The 16,209-nt window shown below is 32.9% G+C and carries 19 protein-coding genes and 4 pseudogenes; 8 read left to right on the top strand and 15 right to left on the bottom strand.

Going from position 1 to position 16,209, the window contains the following annotated elements; translation table 11 throughout:
- Positions 1 to 53 precede the first annotated feature (53 nt).
- The 3 genes from GM3709_RS03505 (at position 54) to GM3709_RS03495 (ending at position 2,923) form a co-directional block, all read left to right on the top strand.
- On the top strand, positions 54 to 1,109 hold the full coding sequence (locus tag GM3709_RS03505) for an ABC transporter substrate-binding protein (RefSeq protein WP_066116343.1): 1,056 nt from the start codon (positions 54 to 56) through the stop codon (positions 1,107 to 1,109).
- Between the two features lie 167 nt (positions 1,110 to 1,276).
- A complete protein-coding gene (locus GM3709_RS03500; RefSeq protein WP_231937609.1) occupies positions 1,277 to 2,110 on the top strand; it encodes an ABC transporter permease in 834 nt (277 codons plus the stop codon).
- Positions 2,111 to 2,146: 36 nt separating this feature from the next.
- Positions 2,147 to 2,923 (top strand): ABC transporter ATP-binding protein, encoded by a 777-nt coding sequence (locus GM3709_RS03495; RefSeq protein ID WP_066116339.1) that lies wholly within the window; start codon positions 2,147 to 2,149, stop codon positions 2,921 to 2,923.
- A gap of 109 nt (positions 2,924 to 3,032) precedes the next feature.
- Here GM3709_RS03495 and modB read toward each other — a convergent pair whose 3' ends face one another.
- From modB to GM3709_RS19545, 4 genes and pseudogenes are all read right to left on the bottom strand, one after another.
- Positions 3,033 to 3,692 carry a molybdate ABC transporter permease subunit gene (gene modB / locus GM3709_RS03490; RefSeq protein ID WP_066116336.1) on the bottom strand — a complete coding sequence of 220 codons (660 nt, stop codon included), beginning with the start codon at positions 3,690 to 3,692 and terminating at the stop codon, positions 3,033 to 3,035.
- On the bottom strand, positions 3,689 to 4,462 hold the full coding sequence (gene modA, locus GM3709_RS03485; protein ID WP_066116333.1) for a molybdate ABC transporter substrate-binding protein: 774 nt from the start codon (positions 4,460 to 4,462) through the stop codon (positions 3,689 to 3,691). The genes modB and modA overlap by 4 nt, the downstream gene beginning before the upstream one ends.
- 233 nt (positions 4,463 to 4,695) lie before the next feature.
- Positions 4,696 to 4,950 (bottom strand): ISAzo13-like element transposase-related protein, encoded by a 255-nt coding sequence (locus GM3709_RS18910; protein ID WP_255359683.1) that lies wholly within the window; start codon positions 4,948 to 4,950, stop codon positions 4,696 to 4,698.
- A pseudogene (locus tag GM3709_RS19545) lies at positions 4,925 to 5,125 on the bottom strand (ISKra4 family transposase); the annotation flags it as partial. The pseudogene GM3709_RS19545 and the gene GM3709_RS18910, both read right to left, overlap by 26 nt.
- Before the next feature lie 77 nt (positions 5,126 to 5,202).
- Here GM3709_RS19545 and GM3709_RS19540 point away from each other — a divergent pair.
- A pseudogene (locus tag GM3709_RS19540) lies at positions 5,203 to 6,050 on the top strand (IS630 family transposase).
- Between the two features lie 26 nt (positions 6,051 to 6,076).
- Here GM3709_RS19540 and GM3709_RS21300 read toward each other — a convergent pair.
- Together GM3709_RS21300 and GM3709_RS03460 are read right to left on the bottom strand one after the other, a co-directional pair.
- Positions 6,077 to 6,548 (bottom strand): annotated as a pseudogene (locus GM3709_RS21300) (hypothetical protein); the annotation flags it as partial.
- Between the two features lie 31 nt (positions 6,549 to 6,579).
- Positions 6,580 to 6,819 carry a hypothetical protein gene (locus tag GM3709_RS03460; RefSeq protein ID WP_066116326.1) on the bottom strand — a complete coding sequence of 80 codons (240 nt, stop codon included), beginning with the start codon at positions 6,817 to 6,819 and terminating at the stop codon, positions 6,580 to 6,582.
- A gap of 208 nt (positions 6,820 to 7,027) precedes the next feature.
- On the opposite strand from GM3709_RS03460, the pseudogene GM3709_RS03455 reads away from it, so the two are divergent.
- Both GM3709_RS03455 and xisF read left to right on the top strand, forming a co-directional pair.
- Positions 7,028 to 7,954, top strand: a pseudogene (locus GM3709_RS03455) (YifB family Mg chelatase-like AAA ATPase); the annotation flags it as partial.
- Positions 7,955 to 7,998: 44 nt separating this feature from the next.
- Positions 7,999 to 9,408 (top strand): fdxN element excision recombinase XisF, encoded by a 1,410-nt coding sequence (xisF, locus tag GM3709_RS03450; RefSeq protein WP_066116324.1) that lies wholly within the window; start codon positions 7,999 to 8,001, stop codon positions 9,406 to 9,408.
- Positions 9,409 to 9,448: 40 nt separating this feature from the next.
- On the opposite strand, the gene GM3709_RS03445 is transcribed toward xisF, so the two are convergent.
- From GM3709_RS03445 to GM3709_RS03415, 7 genes are all read right to left on the bottom strand, one after another.
- On the bottom strand, positions 9,449 to 9,694 hold the full coding sequence (locus GM3709_RS03445) for a hypothetical protein (RefSeq protein WP_144439403.1): 246 nt from the start codon (positions 9,692 to 9,694) through the stop codon (positions 9,449 to 9,451).
- 657 nt (positions 9,695 to 10,351) lie between these two features.
- A complete protein-coding gene (locus GM3709_RS03440; protein WP_144439402.1) occupies positions 10,352 to 10,555 on the bottom strand; it encodes a hypothetical protein in 204 nt (67 codons plus the stop codon).
- A 103-nt stretch (positions 10,556 to 10,658) separates the two neighbouring features.
- Positions 10,659 to 11,021: a hypothetical protein gene (locus GM3709_RS03435; protein ID WP_066116319.1), complete on the bottom strand. Its 363-nt coding sequence runs from the start codon at positions 11,019 to 11,021 to the stop codon at positions 10,659 to 10,661.
- A 582-nt stretch (positions 11,022 to 11,603) separates the two neighbouring features.
- A complete protein-coding gene (locus GM3709_RS03430; protein ID WP_066116317.1) occupies positions 11,604 to 12,245 on the bottom strand; it encodes a hypothetical protein in 642 nt (213 codons plus the stop codon).
- Between the two features lie 12 nt (positions 12,246 to 12,257).
- Complete coding sequence (locus GM3709_RS03425) at positions 12,258 to 12,866, bottom strand: ASCH domain-containing protein (protein ID WP_082712933.1); 609 nt, start codon at positions 12,864 to 12,866, stop codon at positions 12,258 to 12,260.
- Between the two features lie 45 nt (positions 12,867 to 12,911).
- A complete protein-coding gene (locus tag GM3709_RS03420) occupies positions 12,912 to 13,457 on the bottom strand; it encodes a siphovirus Gp157 family protein (protein ID WP_066116313.1) in 546 nt (181 codons plus the stop codon).
- Entirely contained in the window at positions 13,447 to 13,668 is a 222-nt protein-coding gene (locus GM3709_RS03415; RefSeq protein ID WP_066116311.1) for a hypothetical protein, read from the bottom strand. The genes GM3709_RS03420 and GM3709_RS03415 overlap by 11 nt, the downstream gene beginning before the upstream one ends.
- A 211-nt stretch (positions 13,669 to 13,879) precedes the next feature.
- Between GM3709_RS03415 and GM3709_RS03410 the strand changes: the two genes are divergently transcribed.
- A complete protein-coding gene (locus tag GM3709_RS03410; RefSeq protein WP_066116309.1) occupies positions 13,880 to 14,524 on the top strand; it encodes a hypothetical protein in 645 nt (214 codons plus the stop codon).
- Between the two features lie 145 nt (positions 14,525 to 14,669).
- On the top strand, positions 14,670 to 15,032 hold the full coding sequence (locus GM3709_RS03405; protein WP_144439401.1) for a hypothetical protein: 363 nt from the start codon (positions 14,670 to 14,672) through the stop codon (positions 15,030 to 15,032).
- A 179-nt stretch (positions 15,033 to 15,211) separates the two neighbouring features.
- On the opposite strand, the gene GM3709_RS20040 is transcribed toward GM3709_RS03405, so the two are convergent.
- Positions 15,212 to 15,619, bottom strand: coding sequence for a hypothetical protein (locus GM3709_RS20040; protein WP_144439400.1), 408 nt, complete (start codon positions 15,617 to 15,619; stop codon positions 15,212 to 15,214).
- A gap of 37 nt (positions 15,620 to 15,656) precedes the next feature.
- Entirely contained in the window at positions 15,657 to 16,196 is a 540-nt protein-coding gene (locus tag GM3709_RS03400; protein ID WP_144439399.1) for a hypothetical protein, read from the bottom strand.
- Positions 16,197 to 16,209 lie beyond the last annotated feature (13 nt).

Here is a 16,209-nt window from a genome sequence, read left to right as displayed (position 1 = left end):
ACTCAATTAATTTTTCATTTTGATCAACATTTAATCTTTTGAGAGTTATAACCATGAAACGACGATCGCTCTTATCATATATTGTCATATTCTTGGCAACTGTTAGCTTAAGTGTAGCTTGTTCTAACCCCGCATCTAATAGTCAGACTAACACAGAAACCCCGACAACTCCAAACACTTCCACTGAAACTGAAGTCAGATTAGGTTTTAGTGCTTGGCCTGGTTGGTTTCCTTGGCAAGTAGCAAATGATCAAGGTATTTTTGATCAAAATAATGTCAAGGTTGATCTCAAGTGGTTTGACGGTTATCTTGAATCTATTAGTACTTTAAATGCTCAACAAATTGACGCAAATAGTCAAACATTAGGAGATACTGTAAATTCGATCGCCGGAGGTGCTGATCAAGTAGTAGTCTTAGTCAATGACAACTCCACAGGTAACGATAAAATCATCGTCAGTGAAGGGATTAATTCTGTTCAAGATTTGAAAGGCAAAAAAGTAGCAGCAGAAGAAGGCACCGTAGATCATTTTCTCTTACTTTTGGGCATGAAGGAAGCAGGTTTATCTCCTGATGATATTGAATTTGTACCCCTTGAAACAGGTTCAGCTGCAGCAGCATTTGTGGCAGGGCAAGTTGACGCGGTGGCAGTGTTTGCACCCTTTACGACTCAAGCCTTAACTCGTCCAAATAGTAAAGAATTATTTAGTTCTAAGGATTTCCCCGGTTCAATTTCCGATCACCTTGTTTTTACCCGTAAATTTGTAGAGGAAAACCCAGAACAAGTACAGGCAATGGTTGATTCTTGGTTCGCTACCTTAGACTATATTCAACAAAACCCAGATCAAGCTAATGAAATTATGGCAAAACGGGCAGGAGTTTCCGTTGATGAATATAAAGAATATGCAGGAGGGACAAAATTATTCACTATTGAGGAAAATTTAGAGGCATTTAAGGAGGGTAATGATATGAAATCTCTTTATTTTTCTGGTCAAGAAATGAGTAAATTTTTAGTAGATGTGGGATTAGCAACTCAACCTGCAGATATTACTAATATTTTTGACGATCGATTTGTCAAAGCCTATGCAGAAAAGAACAAAACTAAAAGTTAACATTCTCTTGTAAATTCGATTAAAACTAACCAAAATCAAGTTCATTTAATCACTTAACACTCTTTCTAATACCCTTTGTGTCTTGGTGAGAAATAATCTAATTCTCTAATAGTGCAACTCCTAATTATACGAACTTGAGAACATCATGCAAAAAAAGAATAGTAATTATGATGATAACCAAAAACATGGAAAAAAGCAAAGCAAATATACTTAACGGTTTTTGGCGCTTATCGGAGGATATTCCCAAACCCTTATATATTACCCTAACCATTGCCTCGATCGCTATTCCTTTTGTGGTTTGGTGGTTAATTACAACTATCGGTGATATTGATCCCAAATTTTTACCATCTCCGGGTAGAGTTTTACAGGCTTTTGGGCGATTGTGGAATAGTGGTGATTTACAGAAAGATACCATAGCTAGTTTGTGGCGTGTGGGATTTGGTTTTTTCTTTGCCGCCTTATTCGCTATTCCCATTGGGATTTTAATGGGTAGTTTTGCCAGTATTCGAGCATTATTCGAGCCTCTATTTGGTTTAATGCGTTATATGCCGGCACCTGCCTTTATTCCCCTTCTTATACTTTATCTCGGTATTGGAGAAGAACCAAAAATCACCCTTATATTTATAGGTGTATTTTTCTTTAATGCGTTAATGGTTATGGATACTGTAAAATTTGTATCAAAAGATTTGATCGAATCAACGTATATTTTAGGGGGTAATCGTTGGCAGATTTTAACTCAAGTGATTTTACCCCATTCTTTGCCCGGCATTCTTGATGCTTGTCGCATTAATTTAGCCGCCGCATGGCAATTAGTAATCGTGTCAGAGTTAATTGCGTCAACGGAAGGTTTAGGAAGACGGATAAGTGTAGCTGGAAGATTTCTGAGAACTGACGAAATTTTTGTCGGTTTAATTGTCATTGGAATTATCGGTTTATCTTTAGATTTATTGTTTCAATATGCTTTAAGACTTTCCTGTAATTGGTCTAGTCAAAAACGTTAATTTTAATTAAATTTAGTTTAATCTTGGAGAAAAATCATGTTTTTACAAATAAGTAATTTACATAAAAATTTTGAAACAAAAAATGGTAAATTAGCTGTATTAAAAGATATTAATATGGCCATAAAAGAAGGAGAATTTATTTGTGCTGTCGGTGCTTCAGGTTCTGGTAAATCAACTTTATTACGTCAAATAGCTGGATTAGATAAACCTTGTTTTGGAGAAGTAAAAATTGACGGAAAAACGATCACTTCTCCCGGTCCCGATCGAGGAATGGTTTTTCAACATTATACTCTTTATCCTTGGTTAAATGTACAAGAAAATACTGAATTTGGTTTGAAATTACAAGGAGTATCAAAAAAAGAACGCAAAGAAAAAGCTAGTTATTATTTAAGTGTAGTAGGGTTAACTAATTTTGCGAAATCTTTACCAAAAGAATTGTCGGGAGGTATGAAACAACGAGTGGCGATTGCCCGTGCATTAACCTCAGAACCCAAAGTATTACTAATGGACGAACCTTTTGGTGCATTGGATATTCACACCAAAGAATCTATGCACGAATTTATTTTGGACTTGTGGAAACGCACGAAGTTAACTATTTTTATGATCACCCATGATGTAGAAGAAGCTGTATTTTTATCCGATCGAATCTATGCTTTAGGTTCTCGTCCGGGTACAGTCAGAAAAGAGATGAGTATTAATTTACCAGAACGGAATGCTCAAGTCAAGCGTCATAGCCAATTTCATGACTATCGTGATGAATTAATGGAACTATTACGATCGCACGGAAAAGAAGCCTTAGCTGTTGCGGCTTAATTTGATTACTAATAATTAATGATGTAATTTGGTAATTTAATTATTTATTATTTTACCATCTTTTTTTGCTTAAATGTATGAAATAATACTGTGATTTTACTGAATAAACCTATAATTTATACCGAGATAAATTATTAACAATAAAAATAGTAAAAAATGAAAAAAACAAAAGAATAATAACCCAAAACCAACCTTCTTTAAATTCTCCGGCTTGTACGGAAAAATAAATAGCCATAGGAATTGTTTGAGTTTTATTAGGGATATTTCCAGCTACCATTAAAGTTGCACCAAATTCTCCTAGCATACGAGTAAAAGATAAGATTATACCTGACAAAATTCCACGAAAAGCTAAGGGTAAAGTAATATGATAAAATATCGCAATTTCTGATACACCTTCAACTCTTGCCGCATCTAATAACAATGAATCAATTTGTTCAAACGTACCTAAAGTCGATCGAAACATTAAAGGAAATCCAATAATTATACAGGCAATGACAGCACCATACCATGTAAAGATAATATTAAAATTCCATCGTGATAATATTTGACCAATAATGGTATTTTTTCCTAGAAATATTAATATTAAAAAGCCTACAATAGTAGGCGGTAAAACAAGGGGAATAAGTAGAATTGTTTCAATTAGCGATCGACATTTTCCTTTATATTGATATAGTGTATAGGCAATAGTAATTCCTAAAATAAAAGTAATTATACTGGCAAATAATGATACTTTTAAAGAAATCCATAAAGGAGATAAATTAATTGTCATTTAGCGATGCCAAATCCATATTTTTGAAAAATTTTTCTAGCAGTTTTACTTTGTAAAGATTCTAAGTATTTTTTTGCTGTTTGCTGAGATTTACTACTTTTAATGACTGCCACAGGATAAATAATTGATGTGTGTAACTTTTTATCTGCGATCGTTATTACTTTTACTTTATCAGAACTTTTAGCGTCAGTCAAATAGACAATTCCTGCATCAGCATTTCCTGTTTCTACATAAGTTAAAGTTTCTCTGACATTATTTCCAAATACAAATTTAGATTCTAAGGAGGCTAAAATTCCTAAGTTTTTAAATACTTCTATGGCATATTGTCCTGCGGGTACACTTCGTGGTTCACCAATTGCAATTAATTTTATTTTTGGTTGTGCTAATTGAGAAAAATTAGTTAAAGATAAAGAATTTTTTTGAGGAGTAATTAAGACAATTTGATTAAGTAATAAATTTTTTCTATTATTAGATAATAATAAATTCTTTTTCTCTAAAGTATCCATTTGTTTCGATGAAGCAGAAATAAATACATCAATAGGAGCTCCTTGTTCAATTTGTTGTTGTAAAATACCAGAAGAGGCAAAACTATAGTCAACATTTTGAGGATATTTTTTACTGAATTCTTTTAAAGCTGGTTGAAGACTAGCCGCTGCACCTACTAAAATCTTTGGATTATTATTTCCTCTTGTTATAGAGGGAAAATAGATTATTCCTAATAACACTAAACAAAAAATATATAGCCCTTTTAAAAATGATTTTTTTGACATTTTATTGTCTGTATTTAACTTGCTAAATTTTACCATAACTATAATATTTAATTCTATGTGATTTTGCAATCTTTCCTATCTTTAAAGTTTATATATCAGTCGTGGCAGTGTTAAATTAACCTTCAGTTCAACCAAAGAAAATTAGTTAAAACTAGATAGTTGATCCTTTAATAATTAATCATTAATTATTTTTATAATTCACTTAAGGTGATTTCTTAGAAAGAAATTACCCGCTAAGAAGATCGGATAAGAATATCCCATTTTGGCAAGTCTGGATTACGTTCCAAGTGCATTTCAATGTTTTTCATTTCTTTTTTTGTTAAAGAGATTCCTTTTTCATATACTTTCTCACTGAAGTTAACAATTGGTCTTAATCCTTTCCATGTCATGGTTTTTGCCCAAGCTAACATAGTTTCTACAGGGAGAAAGTCAGTTATGCGAAACAAAAGTACTATTGACTGCTTAAAGACAATTATTGAGATATGCACATCTATGTTTGAGTACTTGAGCGATGTTTTCTTTGTTCCATTGTGCACCTGAAATTTTGAGTCGCCTATCTATTTGCTTTACCGTTGATTCTACCGCTCCTGAACCAATAGAACAAATTTGTTCTTCCTAATAATAACCGTAGTTAACAATCCGCTCTCTATGAGTCTCCAAATATAGTTATTTAAAATAACACTGAGACAGTTAGTGATAGAATTAAAATCAACAAATATTCAGATTTTACTAATACTATAATGTATCATAATTTAGAATTGAGAGAAAAGGTTATTGACGATGTAGAGAATAAAGGTAGTGTAACTAAAGCAAGTAGAATTTTCGGGGTATCAAGAGCTTCAATATATCGCTGGTTAACCAGAGAAAACTTAAAACCAACTATCGTGAAATATCGACATCGCAAATTAAATTGGTCAGCATTATACCGTGATGTGATAGAAAATCCCGATGATAAATTAATTGAGAGAGCAAACAAGTTTGGAGTAACAGTTCCCGCTATATCTTATGCTTTTAAAAGAATGAAGATTACTAGAAAAAAAAACAGTTACGCTATAGAGAGAGAAATAGTACAGAGAGAATAAAATACTTAATAACAATAAGAGAATTAGTAAAAAAACATGGCATCAAAAGTCTTGTATTTATTGACGAATCTGGGTTTGAAGAAAAAAGTAGTTGTATTTATGGATGGTCAAAAAAAGGGAAAAAAATTTATGGAAATAAGCAAGGAAAACGAGGAAAAAGAGAAAGTTTAGTAGCAGGAAGAAGAAAAAAAGAAAGAGACTTTATTGCACCAATGATTTTCAGAGGAAGTTTAAATGCAGAAAGTTTTGAAGGGTGGCTTGTAAAATATTTATTACCATCCCTGAAAGAATTTTCAATACTGATCATGGATAATGCACCAATTCATAGAAAAAATAAAATAAAAGAGTTAGTAAAAAATGCAGGGCATCAAGTGATATTTTTGCCAACTTATTCTCCTGACTTTAATGATATTGAACATGATTTTAGTGCATTAAAAAGGGCAAGAATGTATAGTAAAGAAGATATTAGTTTAGATGAAATAATCCGCAGTTATTGTGACAGTTAAGTGTCTCATTCTTATTTTTAATGACTATAGTTACAGAAATTTTCTGCTTTTTTTTTCTTCACCTGTGACATTAATGTGATTGTTTCATCTATTTTCCCACACCAAAGCAAATTTTCTGCTTCCTTTAATCTTTTCCTACTTCCTCCCATTTTGTTTAAGTTTTCCATCAAATGATACCAATCAAGTATTTCTCTTTTTTCTCCAGGTAAGGACTAATTCTTTGATTTGTTTTTAAATTTAATCTAATGGCTTGTTTTTCAGTAATGGGTAATTCCCCAATTATACTTCTGATGTTTCGGGTTCTTCCCGATTGGGTGTTTGTGATGTTTTGGATAAAAAAAATCCTATTTGTGGAGTAATATATTTAAGGGTTTGTTCTCGAATAGTTTCTTCTATAGTAGCCAAATTATGAAGTTGATTAACATCAGATTGTTGATAAAGAATATTGGCAATAGCTCGAATATGTAGATTCAGTTGTGCTTGTTGTTCAGGGATCATTTTTAAAGAAAATAAGAGAATTAAGATTAATTTAGTTAACCAAAAACCATTTTAGTTCTTTTGTCAAGTAGTTTTTTTGTTCGGCAAATTTGACCTGCTCCCAACAAATAATACCAGTACGTTCTTCTTCCAAACCAAGTTGAACATTATCTCGCCCCCATCCCCAAATTCTTTCTGCTTGAAATGAGCGGCGAAAAGCACCATACATTTTACTTGCAGCCATTCGTATATCTTCAATCTGAGATTGTGTTAATTCAATAGCTTGATCCATTAAACGTAACGCCAATTATCTTTATTGTACAGCTATGATTATCGCAAAATTTTGATTTTTTGGGTAGATCCTTTTTCAGAAATCACCTTAGTTAAATTAATAGCATTATTACGATCGTATCAAAAAAATCTTTAGCTAAATAAAAAATCTTTCATAATGATCGATTTGGTAGCATAATTAGTTATAAGTTGCTAATTTTTAATTGCTTATGTTAGCTAGAGTTTGGAGTGCCACTATTGTCGGTATTGATGCGGTAAAAGTAGGAGTTGAGGTCGATGTGTCGGGGGGATTGCCTAAAGTTATTGTGGTAGGTTTACCTGATACCGCAGTACAAGAGTCAAGGGAAAGAGTAAAAGCGGCCTTAAAAAATTCAGGTTTTGCTTTTCCAGTACGTCAGATAACGATTAATTTATCTCCCGCCGATTAAAAAAAACAAGGGCCTAGTTTTGATTTGCCTATTAGTATTGGTATTTTGGCCGCTTCAGAGCAAATTGATCCGACTTACTTAAATGATTATTTGTTTTTGGGAGAGGTTTCTCTTGATGGTGGATTACGATCGATTGCTGGAGTTTTACCTATAGCGGTTACGGCAGAAAAATTGGGTTTGAGTGGGATAATCGTGCCAAAAGATAACGCCCAAGAAGCGGCGGTGGTAGCAGGAATAAAAGTTTATGGGTTGAATCATATTAACGAAGTTGCAGAATTTTTACAAAATCCATCTAGCTTTCAACGGACTGTTTTTCAGGAGGAAAACGATCGTCATAATTTGCTCGATCGAGCTTATAATTTAAAAGATGTAAAAGGACAAAATCACGGACGTAGAGCTTTAGAAATAGCCGCTGCAGGGGGACATAATTTAATATTTGTAGGGCCTCCAGGGGCTGGAAAAACCATGTTAGCAAGGAGATTACCCACAATTTTACCTCCTTTGAATTTTCAGGAAGCCTTGCAAGTATCGCAAATTTATTCAGTGGCAGGATTACTTAAAAACAAAGGCTCATTAATACGAGAGCGTCCTTTTCGTAGTCCTCACCATTCTGCCAGTGGTGTTGCCCTTGTGGGAGGTGGCTCTTTTCCTCAACCCGGAGAAATATCTCTATCACATAATGGAGTGCTTTTTCTGAATAGGTGTACAATGTCAGTATATAATAGAACTTTAAATATTTGCCACTAGGTAACATGAAAGTAGGGTATTGTAGAGTAAGCAAAAGAGAACAAGCTGAAAACTCACACGCTTTAGAACAACAAGAAAAGAGAGTGAGAGAACAAGGTGCAGAATATATTTACTGTGATATAGATTCAGGCAGTAAGGATAAAAGATTTAACTTTTTACAGTTAATTAATGATATTGAAAATAATATAATTTCTGAAGTTATTTGTACTAGACTCGATCGTCTAACTCGTAGTTTAGTTAAGCTAAAGGAGTTTATTAAGATAGTCGAAAATAATAATGTCAAGTTAATTGCATTAGATGATCATGTAGATACTTCCTCTGCTGTTGGTAGATTTCAAATTAATATGCTCGGTTCTCTTGCAGAAATGGAGGTTGATCGATTATCAGAAAGAGTATCACACGGCTGGAATCATTTAAGAGATAGAAAAGTAGCCATGAATCCTCCTTTTGGTTATTGTAAGGTTAACGATAAATTTGAGTTTGATATGACTCCTTTTCTTTGTACTATTCATGATCAAAAGGAATATAGTAAATATACGATCGCACAATGGATTATTAATACTTTTTTTGAGGTAAAGGGTCTGAGAGCTACAGTAAGAAAGTTAAATCAGTATTTTGGTTTATTTAATAGTTCTCAAGAAAACGGTTATCGAGTTCGTTATCAATTACGATTCTCTCCTTCTGGTTTACATAATTATCTTATTAATCCTGTTCTTCGTGGTCATCTTTGTTATCTTAAAAAGAGTAAGCAAAAAGATACTATTATAATCCCCAATCAACATTCTCCCGTTATAACTGAATCTCAGTATCAAGAGATTATTCAAATATTATCATTCAATCGTGAGCGTCGGGGTTATGGTGCGACAGCTCCTGTTTATCCTCTTTCTGGTCTTGTTTTCTGTGCTGAGTGTCGTTGTGCCTGTTATTCTGTTACTGGTAATCGTGGTAAAACTCCTGGTAAAAATTATTATTACCAGTGTAAAAATTGGCTGGTTAAAGGTTGTTCTAATAAAAAAATGATTCGTATGGATTATTTAGAATCTTCTCTTATTAATTATTTAAAACAAAAATATGAAGAATTAACGGCATTAACTCTTATAACTAAGACTCAAGTAATTGATCCTCAAATTACAGAACTGCAACACCAAATTTTTACCCTTCAATCTTTACCGAAAAACCCTGCTATTACTGAGGCGATCGATAAATTAGAGTTACAAATAAAAGAATTAGACTTTAATCAAAATAATCAAGATTTAAGTATGAAAGAAAATCAGGAATATTTTAAATCTATTTTTTCTTCTGTCGGTTTTTGGGATTCTTTATTACCAGAAGATAGACGGGATATTTACCGTAAATTAGTTAGTAAAATATTTGTTAAAGATGCTGAAATTGTGGATATTATTTTAAAAATTTGATGACAAAAAAAAAGAAGCGGAGGCAACCGCCCCCAACGGACTAAAACGGCAACGAAGCAAACCAACGACCACCGCCAAAAGACAACCCAACAGGACACAACCAAGAAGGAGCAACAACCCCAGAAGGCAACCAGACAAGACAAGGCATATCCAACCCCACAGCCAAAGCCAAGGAAGACCACGAACCAGAAGGGAAAGAACCAGAACGCCAAGAACGAGCAGGAACGACCCCAGAAGGACAGACACCAGACGGAAAAGAGAAAAGAACACCACCCGAAGCCGACACCGCAGAAACGAAGGCAACCGACCGAGCAACAAACGCCGACCGACCAGAACCCACCACACGAAAAACACGAACCGAAGCACAAGACCCACGCACAACGGAGTCAACCCCCGAAGCACAGCCAACAAAAACCGACGAAGAGGGAGAAAGACGAGACAACAACGAAGGCAAAAAGGACGGCACAACCAAGCGCGACCCAGAAAAACCCACCACCGAAGAACCGAGAAAAGCAGACACAAAACAAGGAAAGGAAGAAACCACACGAAAAACAGCCCCGAAAGACCGACGAAAGAACAGCTTCTTTTCGCCCGACATTAATATTTACAGTGAACTTTGTGCTTGGGCGCAAGGGCAATAAATAAAAAGGAACGAAGCGCGTTACTATACGATCGATTCATCATCTAAAACTTTATGCGCGCGTAGTGACACAATATAATCTACCCTAGTCGCCCTGTCAGAGAGGGCATACTAGAAAAGCTGTCGTCGATTATCTCCACCCGTTCGAGCGAGTGCAACGAGCCAGTGCCTAGCGGCGCAGAGCGACACCAACTATGATATTTCACCAACAAAAAAACAGAACAGCAAAAAAATGTAAATATTTACAGTAAATCTTTCATTTATCTTCAAAAAAATATAGAGGAAACCCTATACTAATATTAATTATTGACTACTTTGCTTTCTTCCTAGAGTTCTGCTAAATCGGATAAAATCGATCCAATTATCCATTTTATATTCCTCTAATATTCCTTCATAATCTACGACTGGATTCCATAAAGCAATGTGTAAAATTACATGACATTCTCGATAATAAAATCCGTGTACTTCTTTTAGTAACTTGATAATTCGAGAATATTTTGTGTTCATATAAACTATTCGGTCGTAACTGATTTCTATGTTTTCCATGATATTTCTCCTATTTTGATAATTAAAAAAAAAGCAGTTTAAAGTCTTGCTTGGGACACTTTATTTATTGGTTTAATTTTGGATAATAGGATTTTATTAATTCACTATCTCCTGTCAATTTCAGTTTCGATCGTTTATTGTTTCTTTGACCTTGAAATAATTTAATTTCTCCTTCTGGCACGGTGCAAGGAATTGATATACTGAACCCTAACTCCTCTATTTTCCTTACTAATATGCTTGTATTTACTGTTTGACTCCATAAATAACTAAATTCACTAGGTAATTTATCAAACCAAACCTCTGCGACATACCCTGTGTAACTTCGATCGCTTTCTCGCCAATAAACTTCGATCGCACCTAATTGATCAGCTATTACAGCTATCATTGCATAAGGTACATTTAATCTTTCTTTAATTAACTTGCTCATTGTTTTCTCGGTATTATCTAAGTTTTGCCCTCAAAAGCGTAGGTAAGTCAAGGGTGTTACTTTTCGAGAGTGAGACTGTTGGAAGAAAAAAAACAAAATAAGTATTTATTCAATATCTTCCAACCAAGTCGAGCCGTAGAAAATGTTAATCATGTACTCATGATGCTTAGCTATTCTTAGTCGTAGCCTATTTAATTAGATCTTCTTAGTGAGAAATTTTCCTTAAATCGAATCAGTAATTTTTGCTGATAGTTAAATAATTTTGATCGATCTAAAAAACAAACAAATTTAGAGCGTTAGAAGCCCTTAGTAAATACGGTACACTTAGAAATTCTTGCACCCTTTACACCGTAGCTATACTATAAAGGGCTGAAGATAATACCTTCATCAAAATCTTTAATTACAATGTGCGTAACACCAATAAATAAAACCTTTAGTCCATATTTCGGAGAACTATGCAAGGGAAGCGCAGCGACCGCCCTCATAAGAAAACTTCGGTAAGAGTAAACTATCATTTCTCACCGAACATTAATTGTTTGTTTCCATAAAAAACTATGTCTCAATCCCTAAGAGTGTAAATATTTACAGTAGTTTTTGGGAATAAGGATCTCTTAATAATCCATTAATGAACCTGAAATAGAGCGATCGTAATAACTTAACATCATTTAAGCAATAATTAATTACTTTCTGATGTTTCCCCTCCTGCCATAGTTTCGGGGCAAGTTCACCGTTTCCTGTTTTCCCTTTACCTAAATTAGTTATCGCTAAATTTTGTAGGTTATAACCACCTTTAGTAACTTCATGCCTCGGTTGTCCTGACGCTTCTCTTATTTCTGCCAATAAATCAAAATCAGTATCAACAATTAATCCATTAGCTTTCATTAACTTATCATCAAAATTAAGACTATTAAATCCGATTAGTCGATCGCATAAACAATATAATTGATAGAATTTACGGAATGGACTGGGATGTCTAAAGTCTTCCTTTTTTATACAGTTATTGTAATTAACAAAGGGTTCGTATTTTCCCCAAGGTAAAGGGATAATATAGTTTTTATCTAACACTGTAATTAAATCAAAATTTCTCCAAGTTCCTATTACCGCAATCCCCATATTATTAAAATCTGACCAGTGGCTACAGTAGGAATAATTGGGGTTCATCGGTTCTTTAATATTAGGGATTAATCTGATTATTTCACAGTCATAAATTAATAGTTTTTCCATCGTTAATTCCTTCTAAAATTTATTAAATAATGGTAAATTCTCAATGTTTAATTTTTTTCGATAAGTTCCTCTATATTTCCCTACCATTTCCCAAATTTCTTCATTACTTAATCCTGATGATTCAATTGCTTTGATGACATTATTTACCACTCTCGCATCTTCACAATCAATATTGTATTTTTGTAAAATAAATCTTAATTCATCTATCCGAAATTTAGAGAGAAATTCAAACTGTTTGGATTGTTTAATTCTTATTAATTTGTTATTTAATTCCCATAACCCCATCTGTCCATTAATTTTAATTGGTTCTACTTTTACTGGATTTCTTAATAACCAGTGATACTGTCCTTTTACTGCCCATTTTTCCCATTCAGTATGAGTAAAAATAGTAATATTTGTCAAATTAACTACTGCGATAATTTCACCGAATCTTAATTTAGGATTTTCAACACCAGTTAATTCTTTTACCGTATCTAAATATTTTAAAGATTTTTTTGATTTTCCTGCATGGATAGCTAATAATCCTCTGTAATTAGTTTGCCATGTTCTGTTTTCTACTGTTTTAAATCCTTCGGCAATTGCCCATGCCCAAGGTTGATGTATTGTAATTACTTTCATCATTTCCTCCAAAGTTTAAGGGGTCAAACCCCTTATAATTATTTATAATTATTTAATCGATAAGTAGGTAGATTTTTCCCCGAACTCTGCATATTTAAGAGCTTCAGTATCTCCATTTTTTACCGCTTCTTTCAGTGCTTTTTTATCTACTTCTACTGTTACTCTTTGGTATTGTTGAGGATATTTTTTAGCATCTTCTATCAATAATTTAAAGGGAGCGATCGATGCTGTTTTGACTGAGAGATTAAAATTATTAGTACGAAGTTTAGTAATCTCTAATTTCTCAAGATGTTTTAATAGATACTCTGTTAAAAAATTAATAGTATTCTCATCTTTTTTAATTAGTTTTTGCAGTCTTTCAACTTCTGCTTTTCTTACTTCTAACCATCTTTTACGAGATTGAATTAATGATAGAATACTATCAACTTTGTCTGTAAAATCAGCTTTAGTTTGATCAGCATCTTTCAATAATTCTTCATATATTTTTCTCGCTTCCTCTGGTAGTTGTACTTCCTCAAAACTATCGATAATTGATTCTAATTCTTCAATTCGATCGCTCAATTCATAGAGTTTGTAAGTTGATTTAGTTTCCATTGATTAATGCTCTCCAAATATCTTGATAGTTTAGTTTTGCTTGTTTAATTGATTTGTAGATACACCGTAACTGTCTGCTATCTGCACAATTAAGGTTATAGTAATTAACAATTTTTAGTAGGTAATTGTGTTTAAAACCATTGAGAAATTTTTGTAATCTTTGCTGTTTTTCTCTTTTTAGCCTGTGTTGTAACCATTTACTTTTTATCATTTTGCTATCATTGTTTTTTCTAGTTTTTAGTTGAATTTTATATGACTTTAGTTTATTATCAAGGCTTTTTTCTCTCTCTTGATTTTATCCTCTGTCATACCCACATTATAGCATAATTCTTTAATTAATACTATATTTTCTTTAATTATTCAAAGAATATTTTATCATTTATATGATATAATAAAAAAATAAGTTAGAAAAAATTTAGTTTATGGAAAATAAATCAGAGATTCAGATATTTAGTGATAGTGTAAAAAATGTGCCTGTAAAATTTAATTTATTAGAAGATGAGGATATTGAACAGGCTGAATTTATCTTTTCTGCAATTCGTGAATATGTTAATCGTAATTTACAAGAAAAAATTGACTATGGTTTAATTCCCAATTGTGGTAATAAGCCTGTTTTATTTAAAGCTGGGGCGGAGAAATTATGCAGATTATTTAAACTTCGTCCTACCTTTGAAATAATTGATAGAATTGTAGATTATAAAGAAAACTTATTTCATTATCATTATCGTTGTAATCTTTATCGTTTTGGTGAATTAGTGGGAATGTGTGATGGTATTGCATCATCTAAAGAAAGTAAATTTGCTAGAGCATTATTAATTTGTTCTAGTTGTGGTAAAGAAGATACCTTGATGAAATCTAAGTATAAAGATGGTTATCACTGGTGTAATAAAAATAAAGGTGGTTGTGGCGAAAATATTTTGTCTTCTACATTAGATATGGGAAACGAAACGTTTAATTACAATTCTATTAATACACTCTGTAAAATGGCACAAAAAAGGGCTTTAGTAGGTGCGGTTCTTATTGTCTGTGGTGCTTCTGAATACTTTACCCAAGATTTAGAGGATTAAAAAAACGGGGGAATTATCCCCCTTCATCAAATTCAACTAAAACAAAAAAAACATTTTTTGTAATATTATTGGTATAATATCATATTAAACAACAGAAAAATCTTTGATATTTGTTATAATTTATCTGAAATAAAAAGAAAATAGAATGATGAAACGTAAAACCAGTAAAGTTATACCAGAGGAGTATCGAGAAATTGCTATAGCTAATAATATATCTTTGCAAACTGTTTATTCTAGGTTAGATAGACAATGGGATTTAGATAAAGCTGTCTCTACTCCACCTTTAAGAAAAACGTATATTCATGAGGCAAAAAGAGAGGATGGTTGGGTTGTTCCTCGTGATCGTCCTCGTATGAAAAAAGCAATGGGGGTTTACTTTTACCAAGATTTAGAACCTCTTTTTCTGGAAGCTCTCCAAGATAGTGGGTTGTCTTGTAGTGAATTTATTGCCCAAGCCTTAGAAGGATATTTATTAAAATTATGGAAACCAAGCAAGTTAACAAAGTAATTGATATTAAATCAGGGAATAGGAAATGTAAGGCACTAATGGATGTCAATATTTACAGAGAAAATCCTAAATTTTTACTCCATCCCGTCCTACTCGAACGAAGAAAAAGATTATTGTTGAAACGTAAAATGAGTCAAAGATGGTTTTAAAAGAAAACCCCATTAGTGGGCTGTAATTATTTACAGTGATTTAATTAATTGATGGTGGTGACAAGTAATAGGAAAATATTTGAAAAATTGAGGTAATTCTTTAGATCGTTTCTTCCTTAACAAAAATAAAGGACAATTGCAGGAGTTCGGAGTAACAGTATAATAAGGTAAATGATTTCCTTCTACTATATATATGTTTTCTCCCACTTTTTTATAAGATAGTTGATAAGATTTGGCTTGGGTATAAAGTAAGAGAAATTTAGCATAATCTTGATAACTAATAATACCTGATGAATTAGTCCACAATCCCGTAAACCATAGTTCACTTTTAAGATCTTGGTAACGATAATTATAATGATTGCGCTCTAAGTAGTATAAAGCTCTATGGATAAGATACGGGGTGAAGTGTTGCGATATGATTTGATTTGATATTTTCATAAGTTAGTCAGGGGAAAATATCCCCTAAGAAGAATAATTAATAGTTTCCGTAGCTGTCATAAAATTCTCGATCAAGGTATTTTTGATATTCGGCTTCGATTTGTTCCGTTTCTATATATTCTTTGTATTCGAGTAAACTGTTAAACCCTAAGTATTCCAACAATGACCAAATATGTTTACAGCAGACTTGATCAGATTTAAGGGCGATCGATTGATTGTTATAATCGGGGCAGGTGCAGTAAATATAAGAATCTTTTGTTATTAAGGTATATTGAGTCTCTTTGATAGGATTTCGAGCGGTGTAAGTGTAATCAGGATTGTCGATAATTTCAATATTGCTCGATCGTTTTTTTCTTGTTTGTTCTAGGCTTTCCTTAACTTCATTTGCTGTAACTTTTAAGGTTTCTCCCGTTTTTAAAGTAACTAAACAATGATCATTCGATTTAATTGTGATCATCTTAATATCTTTTCGATCAAGCCATGTAACATTGCAGACATTACAAAAGTTGAATAAAATGTGTCTCATATTGTTTTTTATGTTTAGTTGAATGTTTCCCCATGCTTTTAATGTCTTCATGGGGTTAGACAAT

This window comes from Geminocystis sp. NIES-3709 (genome assembly GCF_001548115.1).
GTDB lineage: Bacteria > Cyanobacteriota > Cyanobacteriia > Cyanobacteriales > Cyanobacteriaceae > Geminocystis.
This window is presented reverse-complemented; position numbering and strand designations above follow the sequence as displayed.